The 18,703-nt window shown below is 71.6% G+C and carries 13 protein-coding genes and 4 tRNA genes; 7 read left to right on the top strand and 10 right to left on the bottom strand.

Annotation, left to right across the window (positions count from 1 at the left end; genetic code table 11):
- Window positions 1–69: 69 nt before the first annotated feature.
- The 6 genes from G3I54_RS11145 to G3I54_RS11120 all read right to left on the bottom strand — a co-directional run bounded on the left by G3I54_RS11145 (window position 70) and on the right by G3I54_RS11120 (window position 8,207).
- Complete coding sequence (locus G3I54_RS11145) at window positions 70–3,228, bottom strand: VCBS repeat-containing protein (protein WP_164613593.1); 3,159 nt, start codon at window positions 3,226–3,228, stop codon at window positions 70–72.
- Between the two features lie 286 nt (window positions 3,229–3,514).
- Window positions 3,515–5,794 carry a DEAD/DEAH box helicase gene (locus G3I54_RS11140; RefSeq protein WP_164613591.1) on the bottom strand — a complete coding sequence of 760 codons (2,280 nt, stop codon included), beginning with the start codon at window positions 5,792–5,794 and terminating at the stop codon, window positions 3,515–3,517.
- A gap of 239 nt (window positions 5,795–6,033) precedes the next feature.
- Window positions 6,034–6,606, bottom strand: coding sequence for a hypothetical protein (locus tag G3I54_RS11135; protein WP_164613589.1), 573 nt, complete (start codon window positions 6,604–6,606; stop codon window positions 6,034–6,036).
- A gap of 286 nt (window positions 6,607–6,892) precedes the next feature.
- Window positions 6,893–7,267, bottom strand: coding sequence for a fluoride efflux transporter CrcB (crcB, locus tag G3I54_RS11130; RefSeq protein WP_164613587.1), 375 nt, complete (start codon window positions 7,265–7,267; stop codon window positions 6,893–6,895).
- Between the two features lie 69 nt (window positions 7,268–7,336).
- On the bottom strand, window positions 7,337–7,801 hold the full coding sequence (locus tag G3I54_RS11125) for a CrcB family protein (RefSeq protein ID WP_164613585.1): 465 nt from the start codon (window positions 7,799–7,801) through the stop codon (window positions 7,337–7,339).
- A 55-nt stretch (window positions 7,802–7,856) separates the two neighbouring features.
- Window positions 7,857–8,207: a metallopeptidase family protein gene (locus tag G3I54_RS11120; RefSeq protein WP_030089136.1), complete on the bottom strand. Its 351-nt coding sequence runs from the start codon at window positions 8,205–8,207 to the stop codon at window positions 7,857–7,859.
- A gap of 112 nt (window positions 8,208–8,319) precedes the next feature.
- On the opposite strand from G3I54_RS11120, the gene G3I54_RS11115 reads away from it, so the two are divergent.
- The 4 genes from G3I54_RS11115 (at window position 8,320) to G3I54_RS11100 (ending at window position 10,348) form a co-directional block, all read left to right on the top strand.
- Window positions 8,320–9,984 (top strand): metallophosphoesterase, encoded by a 1,665-nt coding sequence (locus G3I54_RS11115; RefSeq protein WP_164613583.1) that lies wholly within the window; start codon window positions 8,320–8,322, stop codon window positions 9,982–9,984.
- An 80-nt stretch (window positions 9,985–10,064) separates the two neighbouring features.
- A tRNA-Glu gene (locus G3I54_RS11110) sits at window positions 10,065–10,137 on the top strand.
- Window positions 10,138–10,175: 38 nt separating this feature from the next.
- Window positions 10,176–10,250, top strand: a tRNA-Asp gene (locus tag G3I54_RS11105).
- A 21-nt stretch (window positions 10,251–10,271) separates the two neighbouring features.
- Window positions 10,272–10,348 (top strand) — tRNA-Phe (locus G3I54_RS11100).
- Window positions 10,349–10,386: 38 nt separating this feature from the next.
- Here the strand turns inward: G3I54_RS11100 and G3I54_RS11095 are convergent.
- The 3 genes from G3I54_RS11095 to G3I54_RS11085 all read right to left on the bottom strand — a co-directional run bounded on the left by G3I54_RS11095 (window position 10,387) and on the right by G3I54_RS11085 (window position 12,575).
- Entirely contained in the window at window positions 10,387–11,253 is an 867-nt protein-coding gene (locus G3I54_RS11095) for a cytochrome c biogenesis CcdA family protein (RefSeq protein WP_164613581.1), read from the bottom strand.
- Window positions 11,250–12,086 carry a DsbA family protein gene (locus tag G3I54_RS11090; protein ID WP_164613579.1) on the bottom strand — a complete coding sequence of 279 codons (837 nt, stop codon included), beginning with the start codon at window positions 12,084–12,086 and terminating at the stop codon, window positions 11,250–11,252. Before G3I54_RS11090 ends, G3I54_RS11095 begins: the two co-directional genes overlap by 4 nt.
- A gap of 63 nt (window positions 12,087–12,149) precedes the next feature.
- A complete protein-coding gene (locus tag G3I54_RS11085) occupies window positions 12,150–12,575 on the bottom strand; it encodes a hypothetical protein (RefSeq protein ID WP_164613577.1) in 426 nt (141 codons plus the stop codon).
- Between the two features lie 131 nt (window positions 12,576–12,706).
- Between G3I54_RS11085 and hrpA the strand changes: the two genes are divergently transcribed.
- From hrpA to G3I54_RS11070, 3 genes are all read left to right on the top strand, one after another.
- Window positions 12,707–16,654 carry an ATP-dependent RNA helicase HrpA gene (gene hrpA, locus G3I54_RS11080; RefSeq protein WP_164613575.1) on the top strand — a complete coding sequence of 1,316 codons (3,948 nt, stop codon included), beginning with the start codon at window positions 12,707–12,709 and terminating at the stop codon, window positions 16,652–16,654.
- Window positions 16,655–16,792: 138 nt separating this feature from the next.
- Window positions 16,793–16,867, top strand: a tRNA-Asp gene (locus tag G3I54_RS11075).
- Between the two features lie 184 nt (window positions 16,868–17,051).
- Window positions 17,052–17,372 (top strand): DUF6274 family protein, encoded by a 321-nt coding sequence (locus G3I54_RS11070; protein WP_164613538.1) that lies wholly within the window; start codon window positions 17,052–17,054, stop codon window positions 17,370–17,372.
- Between the two features lie 604 nt (window positions 17,373–17,976).
- Here the strand turns inward: G3I54_RS11070 and bldC are convergent.
- The gene (gene bldC, locus G3I54_RS11065; protein ID WP_003949541.1) at window positions 17,977–18,183 is read right to left on the bottom strand and encodes a developmental transcriptional regulator BldC; all 207 of its coding nucleotides are present in this window, start codon (window positions 18,181–18,183) and stop codon (window positions 17,977–17,979) included.
- Window positions 18,184–18,703: the final 520 nt, after the last annotated feature.

The raw sequence follows: 18,703 nt of genomic DNA, 5'->3' as shown, positions 1-18,703 counted from the left end.
ATCGCGTCCCGGCACGGCGTCGCCCGACACCGGGCCCGGGCGAGTGGATCGCCCGGGCCCGGCCGGCGGTCAGAACAGCGTGAGGTAGCCCTGCCAGCCGGGGCTGAGCTTCTCGCGGGGGGCGAACAGCCCGTCGCCCGTGCCCTCGTACCGCCACAGCACCCCGGCCTTGTCCCGGGCGAACAGGTCGTTCCTGCCGTCGCCCGTGATGTCGCCGACCGCCGCGATCGCGTTGTACTGGCCCCAGCCGGAGCCGATCCGCTGCTTGGCGGCCAGCTTTCCGGCGCCCGTGCCGGCGTACCGCCACAGCACTCCGGAGGAGTCGCGGGCCAGCACGTCCCCGATGCCGTCGCCCGTCAGGTCACCGGCGGCGACGACCGTGAGGCCCTTCCAGCCCGTGCCGATCAGGACGCCGGCCGTGAGCTTGCCCGCTCCGTTCGACGCGTACAGGTACAGCGATCCGGTGGTCTTCTGACGGGCCAGCACATCGGCCACGCCGTCGCCGTTGAGGTCGCCGGGCGAGTACACGTCGTAGGCCTTCCAGCCCGTGCCGATCTTCACCGGGTCGGTGAGGAAGCCGTACGGACCGTCGTCGTCGCAGGTGCCGTCGAGCCGGTACAGAGAGCCGTCGCTGTTCACGACCAGGTAGTCGTTGCAGCGGTCGCCGCGCAGGTCGCCCGTCGGGACGATGTCGGTGGCGCGGGCGTCGAGGATGCCCCAGTAACCGCCGTACGGGCCCACCGTGCCGGGGAGCTTGCCGCGGCGCATGCCGAGGCTCTGGTCCTCCACCGCCACGAAGAGGTCGCCGAGGCCGTCCCGCCCGCCGAAGTCCCGCCAGGCGGGGGCCGCATGGGCGATGTCCACCTTGCCGGCCCTGACCAGGGCCCGGCCGTGGCCGTCGGCGGGCTGCGCCGTCAGCACCCAGTCGTAGGTTCCGTTGACCACGAGCCGGCCGCCGCCGTCCCTGGCGTTCCAGTCGATCTCCAGGACGTCGCGGGCCTCGCCGCCGGTGAGCGTACGGACCGTCCTGCCGGTCCGCCGGTCGACGAGGATCGCCTTCCAGGAGCCCACGGGCTTGGAGAGGCGGGCGGAGTACTGCCAGTGGCCGCTCTCCTCCGTGGGCTGGCTCACCGAGAGTTCGTCGCGGACCCACAGCGGCTGCGTCGGCACACCGGTCGGCACCACGTGCACCCGCTGGCCGCTGTCCACGTACGCGACATGGCCGCCGTGCTTGTCGACCGTCCACGCCACGCGACGCTGCGCGTTCTCGGTCGCCGGCAGGTCCGCGAGCACCCGCTCCGGCGCCGTACCCGTGTCGACGCCGGTCACCAGATCGGTCAGCACCAGCTTTCCGGCGGCCTTGTCGTGACGCACCAGATAGCCGTCGCCGAGCAGGGCCTCGTCGGCGGGTACGGGCAGCGACTTCTTCGTCGTCAGGTCGTACACCCCGGCCGGGCCGGACTCCCCGCACGACCAGTAGAGCCAGCGGCCCAGCGCCTGGAGCTCCCGCGGTGCGCAGCCGGTGCCCAGATCGACGGTCTGCTTGGTGCGGCCCGTCGCCAGGACCGTCTCCGTCACCGTGCCCGGCTTCTCCGCCGCGCTCCACAGCGTCTGCGTCGACAGGGCGGTCGCGACCGGCTTCCGGGTGAGGATCTTCTCCGGCCCGTACGACCGGTAGACGGTCTGTACGCCCGCCGCCTTGTCCGTGTAGACGGCGTACGTCCCGTCGGCGTCCGTGAGCGTGCCGCCGGAGGCGCCGGTGATGAAGGAGTTGCCCTCGGAGTTGCGTACCTCGTCGCCCTCGGCACCGCCCCGCCGGGCGAGGAAGGTGACACCGCCGTCGAGGGCGCCGAACATCGCGTGGCAGTCCGGGTCCTCCGGTCCGCACGCGGTGGCGAAGGTGATGCCGGCCGGGACCCGCGGGCCGTAGGTCGGCGTCCCCGACACGCTCAGGGTGCGCACGGTGGCCTCGCGGAGGTTGGAGAGCCTGCTGTCCGCCACCGTGAGCCGCCCGCCGGACAGGCCGATCCCCTGGATCTTCCGGGGCAGCGGGGCGAGGTCGATCACCCGCTCCGGCACGGGGGCGCCGTCCGGGCCCTCGGTGATCCGGTGCACGCCCCATTCCCGGTCGCCCGCCTGGCCGCTGGCCCCTCCGACGACGATCGCGGAGCCGTTCTCGGCCGCGGCGATGTCCTGCCGGGAGGCTCTCAGCAGCTGGCGGGACGGACCGCCGTCGAGCGGTGTGGCCATGAGGGGACCGCTGCCGCGGTTGTGGATCAGCCAGTCGCCGACGACGCGGAGGGAGGAGGAGTAGCGGTCGGCGGGCGGCACCGAGGTGATCGACCGCGGGGTGCCGCCGATGTCGGAGCGGGGCAGCACCCCGATGGTCGTCCCGGTGCCCACCACGTAGAAGAGAAGGTGCCGGGGGGTCAGGAGGAACGCGTTGCCCGAGGCCTTGACCCCCGCGCCGAGCCGCTGGCCGACGCGCGCGCTCGCCACGTCGACGAGTGCCAGGGTCCCGGCGCCGCCGGTGACGTAGCGGAGCGCCACGGATGTGCTGTCCCCGGCCACGGCCGAGTCGGCGAGCAGCAGCCGGGTGTCGGCGGGCAGCCCCTCGACCGTGCGGTCCCGTACGGTTCCGTCCTCGCGCACGTCCAGCAGATGCGCCTCGTCCGCCGCGCGGGGCTCGTCGCCCGTGGGGTCCGGCGCGATCCTGACCGCGACGACGGTGCGGCCGAAGACGCCGGAGAAGAGCAGGCCGTCCGGGAGCGTGAGGGTGCGGGTGGTACCGGCCGCCATGTCCCGCAGCTCGAAGGTGTTCCCGCGCTGGTACACGATCACGTCCGTGCCCGTGCCGTGCACCTTGTCGACCGGTGCGGTTCCGGACGGGCCGGCGGGGAAGGTGCGCCCGTCGGCGAAGCGGGTCCAGACGTAGGCGCTCGGCGGGCCGGACACCCGGTGGAAGACACCGGCCGTGCCGGCGCCGTCGGGATGGCGCGGCCGGCCGGCGGCGGCGAAGTTGAACGGCTGTACGGACTGGCTCATCACCGGCGGGATGATCACCGGTTCCGCCGCGGCCTTCGCCGCGGCGGGGGCCGTGAAGGCCGCCGGAGCGTCTCTGGGAGCAGGGGCCGGGGCCACGGCCGCGGCCGTCGGTCCCAGACCCGCGGTCACCGACATAACCAGTGCCGCGGCGACGACGCCGTTGGTGAGGGCACGCTGAGCCACTCGGGTTCCTCCCCGTGGAAGACAGTGGGCGCGGGGGGAGGCGATCACTCAGCTGCGGTCGACGGATTCCGGCGTGGAAGGCCCGGGCTCGTTCCCCGGCGGCACCCCCCACACGAGTGAGCGGATCTTAACAGGATCTCCACACATGGGGGAACGTTTTTTCGAGTGCGTCAGGCCTGCCGGAAACAGCAACAGGGCCCGTACGTCACCGAGTCGGTTCGGTGGCGTACGGGCCCTGCCGGTCTGTCAGGCGGACCTGCTCGGCCGGGAATCGGCCGGGCGGGGGTCAGCCGTTGCGCTTCCAGCGCGGCTTGTCGTCGCGGCGGCCGAAGGTACCGGTGTTGGTGCCGGTGTTGGCGCCGCGGTGGTCGTCACGACGGCCGGTGGGGCGGTCGCTGCCACCGGAGCGGAAGCCACCCGAGGGGCGGTCGTCACGACGGTCGCGGTTGAACGGGCGGTCGCTGCCGCCGGAGCGGAAGCCGCCGGAGGGGCGGTCGTCACGACGGTCGCGGTTGAACGACGGACGGTCGTTGTCACGACGCTCGAAGGAACGGCCACCACGGTCGTCCCGACGGTCACTGCTGCCACCGGAGCGGAAACCACCCGAGGGGCGGTCGTCACGACGGTCGCGGTTGAACGACGGACGGTCGTTGTCACGACGCTCGAAGGAACGGCCACCACGGTCGTCCCGACGGTCACTGCTGCCACCGGAGCGGAAACCACCGGACGGGCGGTCGTCACGACGGTCGCGGTTGAACGACGGACGGTCGTTGTCACGACGCTCGAACGGACGGCCGCCACGGTCGTCCCGACGGTCGCCGCCGGAGCGGAAGCCACCGGACGGGCGGTCGTCACGGCGGTCGTTGCCGCCGCGGTAGCCGCCACGGTCGCCGCCGCGGTTGTCGCGGCGCTCGTAGTTGCCCCGCTCGTCGCGGCGCTGCTCGTCGCGGGCGGCCGGCTGCTCGGGGACGGAGACGGCTGCCACCAGGGCGGCCTCGGCCTCGGCGGCCACCTCGGCCACCGCCGCCTCGGGGTCGTCGCCCCGCTCGCGGGCGGCACGGGCGACCAGGCGGTCGGCCTCCTCGCGCAGCTCGACGGCGCGGCGCTGGACGCGCTCCAGCTGCTTCGTCAGGTCGGCGGCCTCGCGCTCGGCCTGCTTGGCGGCGTTGTTCGCGGAGTCGGCCTGGACCTCGGTGAGCGAACGGGCGCCGGTGATCTCGGCGACCTCCGGCTCGAAGACGCCCGCGCCCTGGACGATGTGGCGCGAGGCGTCGACGCCCGCGTCCTCCATCAGGCGGAAGATCTGGCGACGCTGGTGCGGGAGCGCCAGCGAGACGACGACACCGGACTTGCCGGCCCGGGCGGTACGGCCCGAGCGGTGCAGGTAGTCCTTGTGGTCGCCGGCCGGGTCCACGTTCAGGACCAGGTCGATGCCGTCGACGTGGATACCGCGAGCGGCGACGTCGGTCGCGACGAGCGCGTTGACGTAACCCTTCTTGAAGTCCTCCAGGACCCGCGTACGGGCGCCCTGGGTCATGCCGCCGTGCAGCGCGTCGGCCTTCACGCCGGACTCGATGAGCTGCTCGGCGATGCGGTCGGCGCCCAGCTGGGTGCGGACGAAGATGATCGTGCGGCCCTTGCGGGCGGCGATGGCGGCCGTGACCGGCGCCTTGTCCTTCGGCTTCACGACGAGGACGTGGTGCGACATGGTCGTGACGTTGCCCTGGGCGCTGTCGACCTCGTGCGTCACCGGGTTGGAGAGGTAGCGCTTGACCAGCGTGCCGATCTCGTTCTCCATGGTGGCGGAGAAGAGCATCCGCTGACCGCCACCGGGGATCTGGTCGAGCAGCTCGGTGACCTCGGGCAGGAAGCCCAGGTCGGACATCTGGTCGGCCTCGTCGAGGACGGCGACCTGGACGCTCGCCAGGGAGCAGGCGCCGCGGTTGATGATGTCGCGCAGTCGGCCCGGGGTGGCGACGAGGACGTCGACACCGCGCTCCAGCGCGTAGATCTGGTTGCCCATCGACGTACCGCCGCAGACGACCTTCATCTTGAGGCCGAGCACGTCGCCGTACGGCTGCAGCGCGTCCGCGACCTGCATCGCGAGCTCACGGGTCGGGGTGAGGATGATGCCGCGCGGCTTCTTCTTCTCGGTGGTGCCACCGGAGAGCGAGGCCAGCAGCGGCAGGCCGAAGGAGAGCGTCTTGCCGGAGCCCGTACGGCCGCGGCCGAGGATGTCCTTGCCGGCCAGGGCGTCCGGGATGGTCGCCGCCTGGATCGGGAAGGGGGCGGTCACACCGTTCTGCGCGAGCTTGCGGACGATGCCCTCGGGCAGGCCCAGGTCACCGAAGGTGACGGTCGGCTCGGCGGCCTCGTCCGCGATCTCCTCGGGGGAGTCCGTGATCTCGGCGGCGGGGGCCTCGGCCTTCGCGTCGGTGATGAAGTCCGCGACGGGCTGCTCGACGACGGTCTTCTCGGCGGCCGGGGCGGTGGTGCCGGCGGGGGCCTCGGTCACAGCGGCCTCGACGAGCTCGGCGAGCTCGGCGTTGTCGACGTTCTCGGGCATGACGGTGTGGTCAGAACTGGAAATTGACATGCGAAATGCGAAACCTTCCGGAGTCTCGGCACGCGCCCATAACTCCGTGATTCGCAATTTCGACCGCCTCAATGCGGTCCAGCCACGGCAAGGGAGAGTACGCGCCACACGGCGCTCTTCTGTGTCGGCGCCGGGCAATGGGATCAAACGATCTACCACCATACGCACTCTCACCCACATTGCGCAAACCGGCTGCCACGAACCCTCGGCTACACCGGCCCCACCTGCGGCGATGCCTCCGGCGTCCGCAACGGCCCGGCGCCCTCCGGTCCGCTCATCGCATGGGCCCGCAGCTGCGCGGCGGGCGAGGCCGAGGGGGGCGGCTCCGGCGGATCGGTGGGCTCCGGCTCGGGCTCCGGGTCCGGGTCGGGCGTCGGCGGGGCCGGCGGCTCCGGGGTGGTGGGCGGCGGCTCCCCCGGCCCGGGCGTCGAGGGCGTCGGCGAGGGCGGCGGACCGCCCCGGGTGGGCCCCGGAGCGCCGGGCTCGGGGCGCGAGCCCTTGGGGGTGACCGACGGCACGGCACCGGAGGCGTCCGGACTCGGACTGCTCCCGGGGGCGCCCCGGTCCGAGTGCGGGTGGGCGTCCCCGCCGCGCCCCCCGGCCTGCTCGGAGCCGGGAACCGTGTCCCCGGCCGGATCGGCGGCGGAGCCCTTCGGACCGGCGGACCGGGAGGGCCCGGGCCCTCCGGCGCCGTCCTCGCCGACGCTCATACAGCCGGTGGACGCGGCGATCGTCAGCGCGGTGACGGCTGCCCAGCGGACAGGGGCGGACAACTGGCGCACGAGTGGCACCTCCGGGGCGAGGGAGCGGAGAGCGGGCGGGGCGGAGCGGGAAAGCGGTAGCGGGGAGCGGTGGAACGGAGAGCGGGAGCCAGGAGCGGCGGAGCCGGGAGCGGGGAGCGGGGAGCGGAAGTCAGCGAGCGGCGGAGCGGGGAGCGCGGCGTCGGGGCCGCGCGGGAAGCACGAGCGAGCGGTACGGCGTCGTCGCACCGTGCCCAACTCCCCCGACCCCGCCGGAGACACGCCCGAAAACACCACGCGCCCGCGCGACGGCCGCCGAAGCGCCCCGCTACCCCCCGAACCCGCCCGCCAGTTCCGCCCCCAGGAACACCGCGCCCAGCCCCGCCAGCAGCGAGGCCAGCACATTGGCGGCGGCCAGGAAGGCCCGGCCCGTCTCGGCCAGGCGGAGGGTCTCGTACGAGAACGTCGAGTACGTCGTCAGCGCCCCGCACAGGCCCGTCGCCAGCAGGGCGTGCGCCGGGGAGGACACCGCGGCGCCGGTCAGCACGCCGAGCAGCAGGCTGCCCGCCATGTTCGCCGTGAAGGTGCCCCACGGGAAGACGTACGGGACGCCCGGCCCCTGGCGCGCCTGCACCGCACGGTCCGTCAGATAGCGCAGGGGCGCGCCCACCGCCCCGCCGATCGCCACCAGCAGCCAGTTCACGCGGTCCGCCCTTCGCCCCGGTCCGCCCGGTTCACGCGGCCCGTCCTTCGTCGCCCCGGTCCGGCCGGTTCACGCCGACCGCCCCTCGCCCCGCGCGCCCCGGTCCAGCCAGGTCCGCGTCGCCACGGCCGCCGCCCACACCGCCCCGAGCGCGGCCACCACCGTCGCCGCCGCGTACGCCAGGGCGGTCAGGACCTCCTGACGCACCAGCAGGCCCGAGACATCGGCCGCGTACGTCGAGAAGGTCGTGAAGCCGCCGAGCACGCCGACGCCGAGGAAGGGCCGCACCAGGGGGTGGGTCACCCGGCCCCGTTCGACGGTGAGCACCATCAGGACGCCGATCAGGGCGCAGCCGCTCACGTTGACGACGAACACCGTCCACGGGAAGCCGCCCGAGCCGGGCCACAGCACCAGGGCCCCGTAGCGGGCGAGCGCGCCGAGCGCGCCGCCGGCCGCGACCGCCGCCAGCACCCGGCCCTGCGGGGCGGCGGGCGGACCGGGCTCCGGCAGCGTCTCCGGCTCCTGTCCGCTCATCCGCAGCCCGAAGCTTCCCGCCGGCGCACCCGTGGCCCGGGGCCGCGCTCTCCGCTCATCCGTAGCCCAGGGCGTGCAGCCGCTCGTCGTCGATGCCGAAGTGGTGGGCGATCTCGTGGACCACGGTGATCTCGGTCTCCGCGACGACGTCCTCGTGCGACGCGCACATCCGCAGCGTCGGCCCCCGGTAGATGGTGATCCGGTCCGGCAGCACCCCGGCGTACCACTCACCTCGGTCGGTGAGCGGGGTGCCCTCGTAGAGCCCGAGCAGGTCGGGGTCGCCGGGGTCGGGTTCGTCCTCGACGAACACCGCCACGTTGTCCATCAGCCGCGTCAGCTCCGGCGGAATCCGGTCCAGAGCCTGGCTCACCAGCTCCTCGAACTGTTCCCGCGTCATCTCCAGCACCCCGCCATTGTCACGTACGGGAGCCGACTGCGGGCAGATGGCGGCCGCCCCGGACTCATGACCGCGGCCGCCGCCCGGCATGGCGGAGGCCGTACCGGGGCATACGGGCCCAATGGTCCGCGTCCCGTTCCGTGCCGCAGCCGACCGCGTCCGGCACCGCCTCAGCCAGCTCGTCCGCCCGAAGCCCCGTACCCGTCCCCGTACCCCGGACGGCTCCCGCACCGGCACGGCGGCCCCCGGCGATCTGACGGGCCCCGCCCGCCGCCCGTACCTCCGCGCCCTCGGCATGCTCGCCGTCGTCGTGCTGGGGGCCTGGCTGGGACTGCTCGCCGTGGGCAGCATCCATACGCCGGTCGGCCCCATGGACACCAACATGACCCTGCGCCCCTCCCTCACCGGCGGCAGCAAGATCAACGTGTCCCCGCTCGGGGCCCTGGAGCTGGACTCGCACACCGCGCCGCTCCGGCTGGACGTGGACGTGGACCGCCTCGACCCCGAGCGCTCCCAGGCCCTGGTCGACCAGCCGGAACGGTTCTCCACCCTCCAGGCCGAGGTCACCCGGGACGTCGCCGCGGGCACCCGGGAGCTGGCCGTACGCTCCTGCGTCGCCGTCGTCTCCGGCGCGACCGCGCTCGGCCTCGTCGTCTACCGCCGCCCCCGCCGCGCCCTGGCCGCCGGCGGCCTCGCCCTCACTCTGCTGGCCGCGTCCGGCGTCAGCGCGTACGCCACCTGGAACCCGAAGTCCGTCCTGGAGCCGAAGTTCTCCGGGCTGCTCTCCAGCGCCCCGTCCCTGGTCGGCGACGCCCGCTCGATCGTCACCGAGTTCGACATCTACCAGCAGGAACTGGCCCGCCTGGTCACCAACGTCACCAAGCTGTACGACGCGACCTCCACGCTCCCCGTCTACCAGCCCGACCCCGGCACCATCCGGGTCCTGCACGTCTCCGACATCCACCTCAACCCGGCCGCCTGGCACATCATCGCCTCGCTCGTCGAGCAGTACGAGATCGACGTCATCGTCGACTCGGGCGACACGATGGACCACGGTTCCGCCGCGGAGAACGGCTTCCTCGACCCGATCCGCGACCTCGGCGCGCCCTACGTGTGGGTGCGCGGCAACCACGACTCCCCCGTCACCCAGGCCTATCTGGAGAAGTTCAAGAACGTCCGCGTCCTCGACGACGGCAAGGCGGTGAACGTCGGCGGGCTGCGGATCGCGGGCACCGGCGACGCCTCCTTCACCCCGGACCGGACCGCCCCGGTCGGCGGCAAGGCGGCCGCCCGGCTGGAGGGCGCGCGCCTGGCCTCCGCGCTGCGTGACCAGGAGAACGCCGGCACCCCCGTCGACATCGCCGTCGCCCACGACCCGAACACCGCCCGGGAGACCGACGGCAGGGTCCCGCTGGTGCTGTCCGGCCACCTCCACCGCCGGATCAACGAACAGCTGAAGCTCGGCACGCGGCTGAAGGTCGAGGGCTCCACGGGCGGCGGCGGGCTGCGCGCGGTGCAGAACGACAAGCCGGAGAAGGTGCACGCGTCGGTGCTCTACATGGACCGCTCCACCCGCCGGCTGCAGGCCTGGGACGAGATCACGCTGGGCGGTCTCGGACTGACGACCGCCGAGGTCGGCCGCCACCTTCCGGAGGAGAACCTCAAGAAGGACTCCCCCACCTCGCCCACCTCGCCCACCCCGTCCCCGACCTCCTCACCGGCCTCCCCACCTGCCTCCTCGCCCTCCCCGACCCGCTCCCCGGCGCGCCCGACGCCCTCGTCGTAAACCGTTTTGGCGATAGCTCCACCCATCCCATATGCTTCTCTCGTCCCCGACGCGCTGCAAAGCGAACAGGCGGGCCAATAGCCCTCATCGTCTAGTGGCCCAGGACGCCGCCCTTTCAAGGCGGTAGCACGGGTTCGAATCCCGTTGGGGGCACGTTTCACCGTGTGCGAGACTTGTTTCGCACATTGCTTGGTCCTGTGGAGCAGTTTGGAGTGCTCGCCACCCTGTCAAGGTGGAGGCCGCGGGTTCAAATCCCGTCAGGACCGCTGCAGCCCCAGCGGCTGCGTGGCTGGGTAGCTCAGTTGGTACGAGCGATCGCCTGAAAAGCGATAGGTCGCCGGTTCGATCCCGGCCCCAGCCACCACTCGAAGGCCCCGTCCACCGGACGGGGCCTTCGCCGTGTCACACCTTCTCGGTCTCCTCCCGCTGCTCGTTCCGCGGTACGTCGGCGTCGCGCCGGCGCCAGGCGCGTACGCCCAGGACCAGCAGCACCACGAGCACCACCGCGACCAGCGCCACCCCGTCCGACACCCGCTCGCCGAGCTTCTGCGCCCACTGCTCCACCGCGAACGAGTCGTCGACCCCCAGCAGCCCGGGCAGCGCGGTCGTCCCGTCGTAGACGAGGAACAGCGCGCCGAGGCCGATGAAGAACAGCCCCGACAGGAGCGAAGTGGTGTGCAGCTCGAACCGGCCGACACGGACGGCCCGGCCGCGCAGCCAGGCCCGCCGGCCGAGGTCGAAGCGCTCCCAGAGCAGCGCGAGCACGAAGAGCGGTACGGCCATCCCGAGCGCGTAGACCGCCAGCAGCAGCCCGCCGTAGACCGGGCTGCCGCTGACCGCCGCGACGGTGAGGACGCTGCCCAGGATCGGGCCCGCGCAGAATCCGGCCAGGCCGTAGACCGCGCCCAGCGCGTAGACGGAGAACGCGGTGGTCGGGCGGATCCGGCCGCTGAGGGCCGCGATGCGCCGGGACGCGAAGCCGAGGCCCACGATCTGCGCGACGCCGAGCAGGATGATCAGCCAGCCCGCGCCCGTGACAAGGGCGTCGCGGTGGCCGTAGAACAGCCGCCCGGCGTACGAACCGGCAGCGCCGAGCGGGACGAGGGTGGTGGCGAGCCCGGCGTAGAAGATGCCGGTACGGGCCAGCAGCCGCGAGGTGGAGTCGATGGAGTACGCGAAGAAGGCCGGCAGCAGCAGCGCGCTGCACGGGCTGACCAGGGCGAGCAGCCCGCCGAGGAAGGCGGCGAAGTAGCCGATGTCCGCCGTCACTTGGCGGCGTCCCCGGCGTCCCCGGTGTCCCCGGGGTCCTTGCCCGCGTTGCCGGTGGTCTTCGCCTTGGCCTGCTCGGCGGCGGCCTCGATGGCCTGCGTGAACGTCTCGTCCGGCTGGGCGCCCGCGATCGGGCGGCCGTTGACCAGGAACGACGGGGTGGAGGTCGCGCCGATCCCGTACCCCTGCTCCTGGTCCTTCGCGACGGCGGCCCGGGCGGCCTCGCCGTCGAGGTCCTTCATGAACCGGTCCAGGTCCTTCACCCCGGCCTCCGCGGCGAGCGCCTTCACCCGGTCCTTGCCGAAGCCCTTCTCCTTCGCCCCCTCGGCGTAGGCAGCGCGGTGGAACTCCCAGAAGCGGTCCTGCTGCCCGGCGGCCCAGGCGGCGCGCGCGGCGTTCTCGGACTCCTCGCCGAAGATCGGGAAGTTGCGCCACTCGATGCGCAGCGTGCCGTCCTTCACGTACTTCTCAATCAGCTTCGGCTCGGTGTCCCGGGCGAACTTCCCGCAGTAGCCGCACTTGAAGTCGGCGTACTCGATCAGGACGACCGGGGCGTCCGCGCGGCCGGTGGCCAGCTTGTCGTCCGCGTCCCGGCGGGCGAGCTTCGCCAGCTCCGGGTAGACGCCCTCGTTCGGGTCGGCGGAGACCTCGGCGGCGGGGGCGGAGGCGGTGTCCGGGGCGGTGTCGTCGGGGGCGGTGGCCTTGTACGAGGCGAAGCCGAGGAGACCGGCGGCGACGACGACCGCGGCACCGTAGACGAGGGGCTTCTTCGAGCCGGGCGCGGGCTTCGAGGGCGTGGACTTCGCGGACGCGGACTTCTTGGGCGTGGGCATGCGGCACTCCGTGCTGATGGTGCGGGAGAGAGAAGGAAAGGGGTGCGGGTCGGGCGGGCCCGCCTACACCCTCAGCACGGAGAGCTCGACCGGGGTCGGTGTGACGGGGACCGGCGCCCTGACCCGTATCCCCGGCGGCGGCTCGGCCGGCAGCGCGCCCGTCGCGGCGGGCAGCCCCCACGGGGCGAGGCCCGGGGCCTGGTCGTACGCGGTCCGGGCGCGCGAGGGCACGGCGGGCTCGCCGTCGTGGTCACGGAGCTTCCCGCAGCCGGGGACCGGGGCGCCCGCGTCGGCGGCTTCGGCCACCGGGGCCTGAGCCAGGGGCCGGGCCGGGGCCAGGGTCTGCGCGGCGGAGGCCGGGGCGGAAGCGGAAGGGGCGAAGGCCCCGGGCACCGCCGCCGAGGACGCCGCGCTCGCCGCCGGTCCGCACAGCAGCCCCACGACGACCGCGAGCAGCGCCGTCAGGCTCCACCACTGCGTACGGGACACGGGACCGGGCCTTTCTCGCGTGAGCGGCGGTGACAAGCGTTCGACTGCCCGAAATGGTACGTGCCGCGTGACGCAGCCCGCGCGAAATGAGGTCGCCACTGGCCGGGCCCGGGTGAGATCCTGGGATCCGTATGTCTACTTCCTTCGCCGATCTCCAGTCCCAGCTCGGACAGCTCTCGCTCCGTGACGCGAACCGGCTCGGCCGGCGCCTCGAAGGAGCGCGCCGCATCCGCAAGCCCGAGGCCCGCCAGTCCGTGCTGGACGAGATCGCGGCCGAGGCGGGCAAGGCGGCCGAACGGCTCGCGACGCGCGCGGCCCGGCTGCCGGCCCTGTCGTACCCGGAAGAGCTGCCGGTCAGCCAGAAGAAGGACGAGATCCTGGAGGCGATACGCGACCACCAGGTCGTGATCGTCGCCGGTGAGACCGGGTCCGGGAAGACCACGCAGATCCCCAAGATCTGTATGGAGCTGGGGCGCGGCGTCCGGGGCATGATCGGGCACACCCAGCCCCGCCGGATCGCCGCCCGCACGGTCGCGGAGCGCGTCGCGGACGAGCTGAAGACGCCGCTGGGCGAGACCGTCGGCTGGAAGGTCCGTTTCACCGACCAGGTGAACCCGGAGTCGACGTATCTGAAGCTGATGACGGACGGCATCCTGCTCGCCGAGATCCAGACGGACCGCGAGCTGCTGGCGTACGACACGATCATCATCGACGAGGCCCACGAGCGGTCGCTCAACATCGACTTCCTGCTCGGCTATCTGGCCCGGCTGCTGCCCAAGCGCCCGGACCTGAAGGTCGTCATCACCTCGGCGACCATCGACCCGGAGCGGTTCGCGCGCCACTTCGGCGAGGCCCCGATCGTGGAGGTCAGCGGGCGGACGTATCCGGTCGAGGTGCGGTACCGGCCCCTGCTGGAGGATGACAGCGAGGACTCCGACCGGGACCAGATCACCGCGATCTGCGACGCCGTGGACGAGCTGGGCCACGAGGCCCCGGGCGACGTCCTGGTCTTCCTCTCCGGTGAGCGCGAGATCCGGGACACGGCGGACGCGCTGAACAAGCGGAACCTCAGACATACCGAGGTGCTCCCGCTCTACGCGCGCCTCTCGCACGCCGAGCAGCACCGGGTGTTCCAGCGCCACACCGGACGCCGTATCGTCCTCGCGACCAACGTGGCCGAAACCTCACTGACCGTCCCCGGCATCAAGTACGTGATCGACCCGGGCAACGCCCGTATCTCCCGCTACAGCCACCGCACCAAGGTCCAGCGGCTGCCGATCGAGCGGATCTCCCAGGCCAGCGCCAACCAGCGCAAGGGCCGCTGCGGCCGTACGTCGGACGGCATCTGCATCCGGCTGTATTCGGAGGACGACTTCGTCACCCGGCCGGAGTTCACCGACCCGGAGATCCTGCGGACCAACCTGGCCTCCGTCATCCTCCAGATGACCGCCGCCGGGCTCGGCGACATCGAGAAGTTCCCCTTCATCGACCCGCCGGACCACCGCAACATCCGCGACGGTGTGCAGCTCCTCCAGGAGCTGGGGGCGCTGGAGTACGGGGAGAAGTCCCCCCGGGAGGGGAAGAAGGGGCAGCGGCTGACGCCGCTGGGCCGCAAGCTCTCCCAGCTGCCCGTCGACCCGCGCCTGGCCCGCATGGTCATCGAGGCCGACAAGAACGGCTGCGCCCGCGAGGTCATGGTCATCGCCGCCGCGCTCTCCATCCAGGACCCGCGCGAGCGGCCCGCGGAGAAGCAGACCCAGGCCGACCAGAACCACGCCCGGTTCAAGGACGAGACGTCCGACTTCCTGGCGTATCTGAACCTCTGGGCCTATGTGCGCGAGCAGCAGAAGGAGCGTGGCTCGTCCTCGTTCCGCCGGATGTGCAAGCAGGAGTATCTGAACTTCCTGCGCATTCGCGAATGGCAGGACATCTACGCGCAGCTGCGTACGGTCGCGAAGCAGATGGGCATCACCGTCGAGGAGCCCAAGGCCGAGGCGTCCGTCCCCGAGCAGGCGGTGCACACCTCGCTGCTGGCCGGGCTGCTGTCGCACATCGGGCTGAAGGACACCGAGAAGAACGAGTATGTGGGCGCGCGCAACGCCAAGTTCGCGATCTTCCCCGGTTCGGCGCTGTTCAAGAAGCAGCCCCGGTTCGTGATGTCGGCGGAGCTGGTGGAGACCTCCCGGCTCTGGGCGCGGGTCAACGCCAAGGTCGAGCCCGAGTGGATCGAGCCGCTGGCCGGACACCTGCTGAAGCGCACCTACAGCGAGCCGCACTGGGAGAAGGACCAGGCGGCGGTGATGGCGTACGAGCGGGTCACCCTCTACGGCGTGCCGATCGTCGCCCAGCGCAAGGTCAATTTCGGTCGGATCGACCAGGAGGCCTCGCGGGATCTGTTCATCCGCAACGCCTTGGTCGAGGGCGACTGGCGCACCCACCACCAGTTCTTCCACGACAACCGCAAACTGCTGGGCGAGGTCGAGGAGTTGGAGCACCGGGCCCGCCGCCGCGACATCCTCGTGGACGACGAGACGCTCTTCGACTTCTACGACCAGCGGATTCCCGAACACATCGTGTCCGGGGCGCACTTCGACTCCTGGTGGAAGAACAAGAAGCGCGAGGAGCCGGACGCGCTCGACTTCGAGCGCTCCATGCTCATCAACGAGAAGGCCGGGGCCGTCACCAAGGACGACTACCCGGACTCCTGGCGGCAGGGGAAGCTCAAGTTCAAGGTGACGTACCAGTTCGAGCCCGGTGCGGACGCGGACGGCGTGACCGTGCACGTACCGCTCCAGGTGCTCAACCAGGTGACGTCCGAGGGCTTCGACTGGCAGATCCCGGGGCTGCGCGAGGAGGTCGTCACCGAGCTGATCCGCTCGCTGCCGAAGCCGATCCGCCGGCACTACGTGCCCGCGCCCAACTACGCGGACAAGTTCCTCGACCGGGCGGTCCCGCTCCAGGAGCCGCTGCCGCAGACCCTGGCGCGTGAGCTCCAGCGGATGGTCGGCGTGCCGGTCACCGCGGACGACTTCGACCTCTCCCGCGTCCCGGACCACCTCAAGATCACGTTCCGGATCGTCGACGAGCGGCGGCGCAAGGTCGCCGAGGACAAGGACCTGGAGGCGCTGAAGCTCCAGCTGCGGCCGAAGGCCCGGCAAGCGCTCTCCAAGGCCGCTGCGGCGACCGCGGGCCCCTCCGGCGAATCCATCGAGCGCTCGGGCCTCACCGACTGGACGATCGGCACGCTGAACAAGGTCTTCGAGACCAGGCGTGCCGGGCAGCCGGTCAAGGCGTATCCGGCGCTGGTCGACCAGGGCGAGACCGTCGCCGTACGGCTCTTCGACACCGAGGCCGAACAGCAGCAGGCGATGTGGCGCGGCACCCGGCGGCTGATCATGCTGAACATCCCGGTGAACCCGGCGAAGTTCGCCTCCGACCGGCTGAGCAATCAGCAGAAGCTGGCCCTGTCCCGTAATCCGCACGGTTCGGTCCAGGCCCTCTTCGAGGACTGCGCGACCGCCGCCGCCGACCGGCTGATCGCCGCGCACGGCGGTCCCGCGTGGGACGAAAAGGCGTTCCGGACGCTGTACGACAAGGTCCGCGCCGATCTGGTGGACCTGACCGTCCGCACGATCGACCAGGTGCAGCAGATCCTGGCCGCCTGGCAGGCGAGCGAGCGCCGGCTGAAGTCGACGAACAGCCTGACGCTGGTGGCCAACGTCGCCGACGTACGCGAGCAGCTGGCCAGACTCGTACCGTCCGGTTTCGTTACGGCGACCGGACTGCGCCGGCTGCCCGACCTGATGCGCTACCTCGTGGCGGCCGACCGGCGGCTCCAGCAGATGCCGACGGCCGTCCAGCGGGACACCACGCGGATGGCGAAGGTCCACGAGATGCAGGACGAGTACGCCTGGCTGCTCGAACAGCTCCCGCAGGGGCGGCCGGTGCCGCAGGAGGTGCTGGACGTCCGCTGGATGATCGAGGAGCTGCGGGTGAGCTACTTCGCCCATGCGCTGGGCACCGCGTTCCCCGTCTCGGACAAGCGGATCGTGAAGGCGATCGACGCCCTCGCGCCCTGATCCGCACCCTGGCGCGGAGGCATGGCGGGGCCCGGGAGACGGTGACGGAGTCACCACCAGGAGTGAAGTCGACCTGGGCCTCCCACCTCCTGTACAGTCTGGTTTCGCAGCAAGCCGCAAGGCAAGCGGCGAAAACCTGGTCCTGTGGAGCAGTTTGGAGTGCTCGCCACCCTGTCAAGGTGGAGGCCGCGGGTTCAAATCCCGTCAGGACCGCAGTAGAAGAAAGCCCGGATCGTTTCGATCCGGGCTTTCTCGCGTCCTGCCCCGTGTCTTGACGGCGTCATCTGCCGCGGGTAACCCGTAGAAGCAGAGGCTGTACCTGTTTCTCAGCGGTCCTCGGCATCCTCGGCGCTTCGCACGGCGGGGGACGGCCGGGCCCACCGGGAAGGTGGCTCGTATGTCCGCGTCCACAGCACGACACGAGACCCGCGCGCTGCTGCGCGCCCATCTGGCGGCCGCTTCCGCCTATCGCCACCTCACCCGGCACTGCGCGGTCTGCCATCGCCTCCTGCGCCTCGCCATGGAGCCCGGGGGCGACGGGGAGTGGAGAGCGGCCGCAGGAAGCCCCTCAAGCCCCTCGGACGCCCCGCAGGCCGCCGCCGGACCTCAGGACTCCGCCGGACGGAGCGACGAGGACGAGAGCGGGGGCGGGGCCGGGAGCGGAGCCGAGGACAGGGCCGAGGCCGGAACCGGGGCCGAAAGGCCCTCCGGGACATGACCATCGGCCGGATGCTTCCGCGTCCGGGCAGTGGCAGGCTCGAAGTTGGCAAGCATCGGGCGGTGTGACGGTAGTCACCGAAAGAGTTTTCAGACCGGGGGATTTTACGCCTCCCCTACAACTGGTGAATTTAATATGTGCAATTGCACGGGGGTGACGGGCTCGCGTGGACCGTTCCGTCCGGGGCTGTCCCACCGCGTCCCCACCCCGTCCCCACCCCCTCCGGGACGCTCACCCACACTCCCGCACAGACCCGCTCACAGACCCACGAAGGCCCCGCCGACCCACTGAAGCCGACCGACCGCCCGGTTCTGGACCGGCCGGCCGGAGGGGCCGGGAACGGCCCGAAGAGGCCCGAAGGGGCCCGTCCGGGGGCACAGGACCACAGGACCTGAGGCGCGGGGCCCGGGCACAAAAAAGATCGCGCTGGACCCGGCGGAGTCCAGCGCGATCGATACGACGGCACCCGTAGGACACAGGTATGACGCCCGTTGGGGCAGGCGTCCGTCGAGTGGAGCTATGGGTGGGCGGCTGAGGTTGGGGGACCTGACAGCTGCCCGGATGGTGATGCTGTGCTGCTGTATTGCTGCGCGGCAGGGGTGTGTCAGGCCTCGCTGCGCTGCTGCGGAATACCCGCAAGCAGTGCGCGGACCTCTGCCTCGCGGTACCGGCGATGCCCACCGAGCGTGCGGATGGACGTGAGCTTGCCAGCCTTGGCCCAACGGGTGACCGTCTTCGGGTCCACGCGGAACATCGTGGCAACCTCAGCCGGGGTCAGCAGCGGCTCGGCATCAGGGGTGCGAGCGGTCATGAGCGGCCTCCTCGGGAGAACCGAACCTTCTCGGTTCTTTCCTCTAAATTCTGCACCTTGACCCGCGTTGCCCGAAATGGCGGACGCGGGCCGAGTCGGTTATAGGACGAACGGCTTGTCCTCGGCACTACAACTACACCATCCGTCCAGCCACGTCGGCCAAACCGATGGAATTGCCCTCCCAGGTGTTCATCAGCGACGGAAGCCGATGGACCATGCCATAGCGGACAGTCACGCCCCAGTGACGATCAGTCACAGAGCGATCAGGAGTCGTCAGACCCCCCATAGAGTGCAATGTCGAGCATTCTGCCCTTACTTGGACAGAAGGAGCCCTCCCCGGACTCCTTGTCCTATTTTGGCATGAGGGGTAGGGATAGACGCAAGGGCCCCGTTAGTGCTGTCCATCACGCTTGAGGCAAAGGCCCGGTTCGGGACGTAGGTCCTGGGCCCAGCGGCGTACGCTTCCGCCTCACACATCACACGCGTCACACAGGACGCAGGTTCACGGCCCGTCAACTGT

The sequence above is a fragment of the Streptomyces sp. SID14515 genome (assembly GCF_010548505.1).
GTDB classification, from domain to species: domain Bacteria; phylum Actinomycetota; class Actinomycetes; order Streptomycetales; family Streptomycetaceae; genus Streptomyces; species Streptomyces caviscabies.
Note: the sequence above shows the minus strand (reverse complement) of the source record. Positions and strands in the feature narration are given on the sequence as shown.

Bases quoted from the DNA above. Each gene is read 5' to 3' on its own strand.
- G3I54_RS11125 (WP_164613585.1), bottom strand. From the start codon at position 7,801: ATGAGCGGACAGGAGCCGGAGACGCTGCCGGAGCCCGGTCCGCCCGCC.
- hrpA (WP_164613575.1), top strand. From the start codon at position 12,707: ATGTCTACTTCCTTCGCCGATCTCCAGTCCCAGCTCGGACAGCTCTCG.
- G3I54_RS11115 (WP_164613583.1), top strand. From the start codon at position 8,320: ATGGTCCGCGTCCCGTTCCGTGCCGCAGCCGACCGCGTCCGGCACCGC.
- G3I54_RS11140 (WP_164613591.1), bottom strand. From the start codon at position 5,794: ATGCCCGAGAACGTCGACAACGCCGAGCTCGCCGAGCTCGTCGAGGCC.
- G3I54_RS11090 (WP_164613579.1), bottom strand. From the start codon at position 12,086: ATGCCCACGCCCAAGAAGTCCGCGTCCGCGAAGTCCACGCCCTCGAAG.
- bldC (WP_003949541.1), bottom strand. From the start codon at position 18,183: ATGACCGCTCGCACCCCTGATGCCGAGCCGCTGCTGACCCCGGCTGAG.
- G3I54_RS11070 (WP_164613538.1), top strand. From the start codon at position 17,052: ATGTCCGCGTCCACAGCACGACACGAGACCCGCGCGCTGCTGCGCGCC.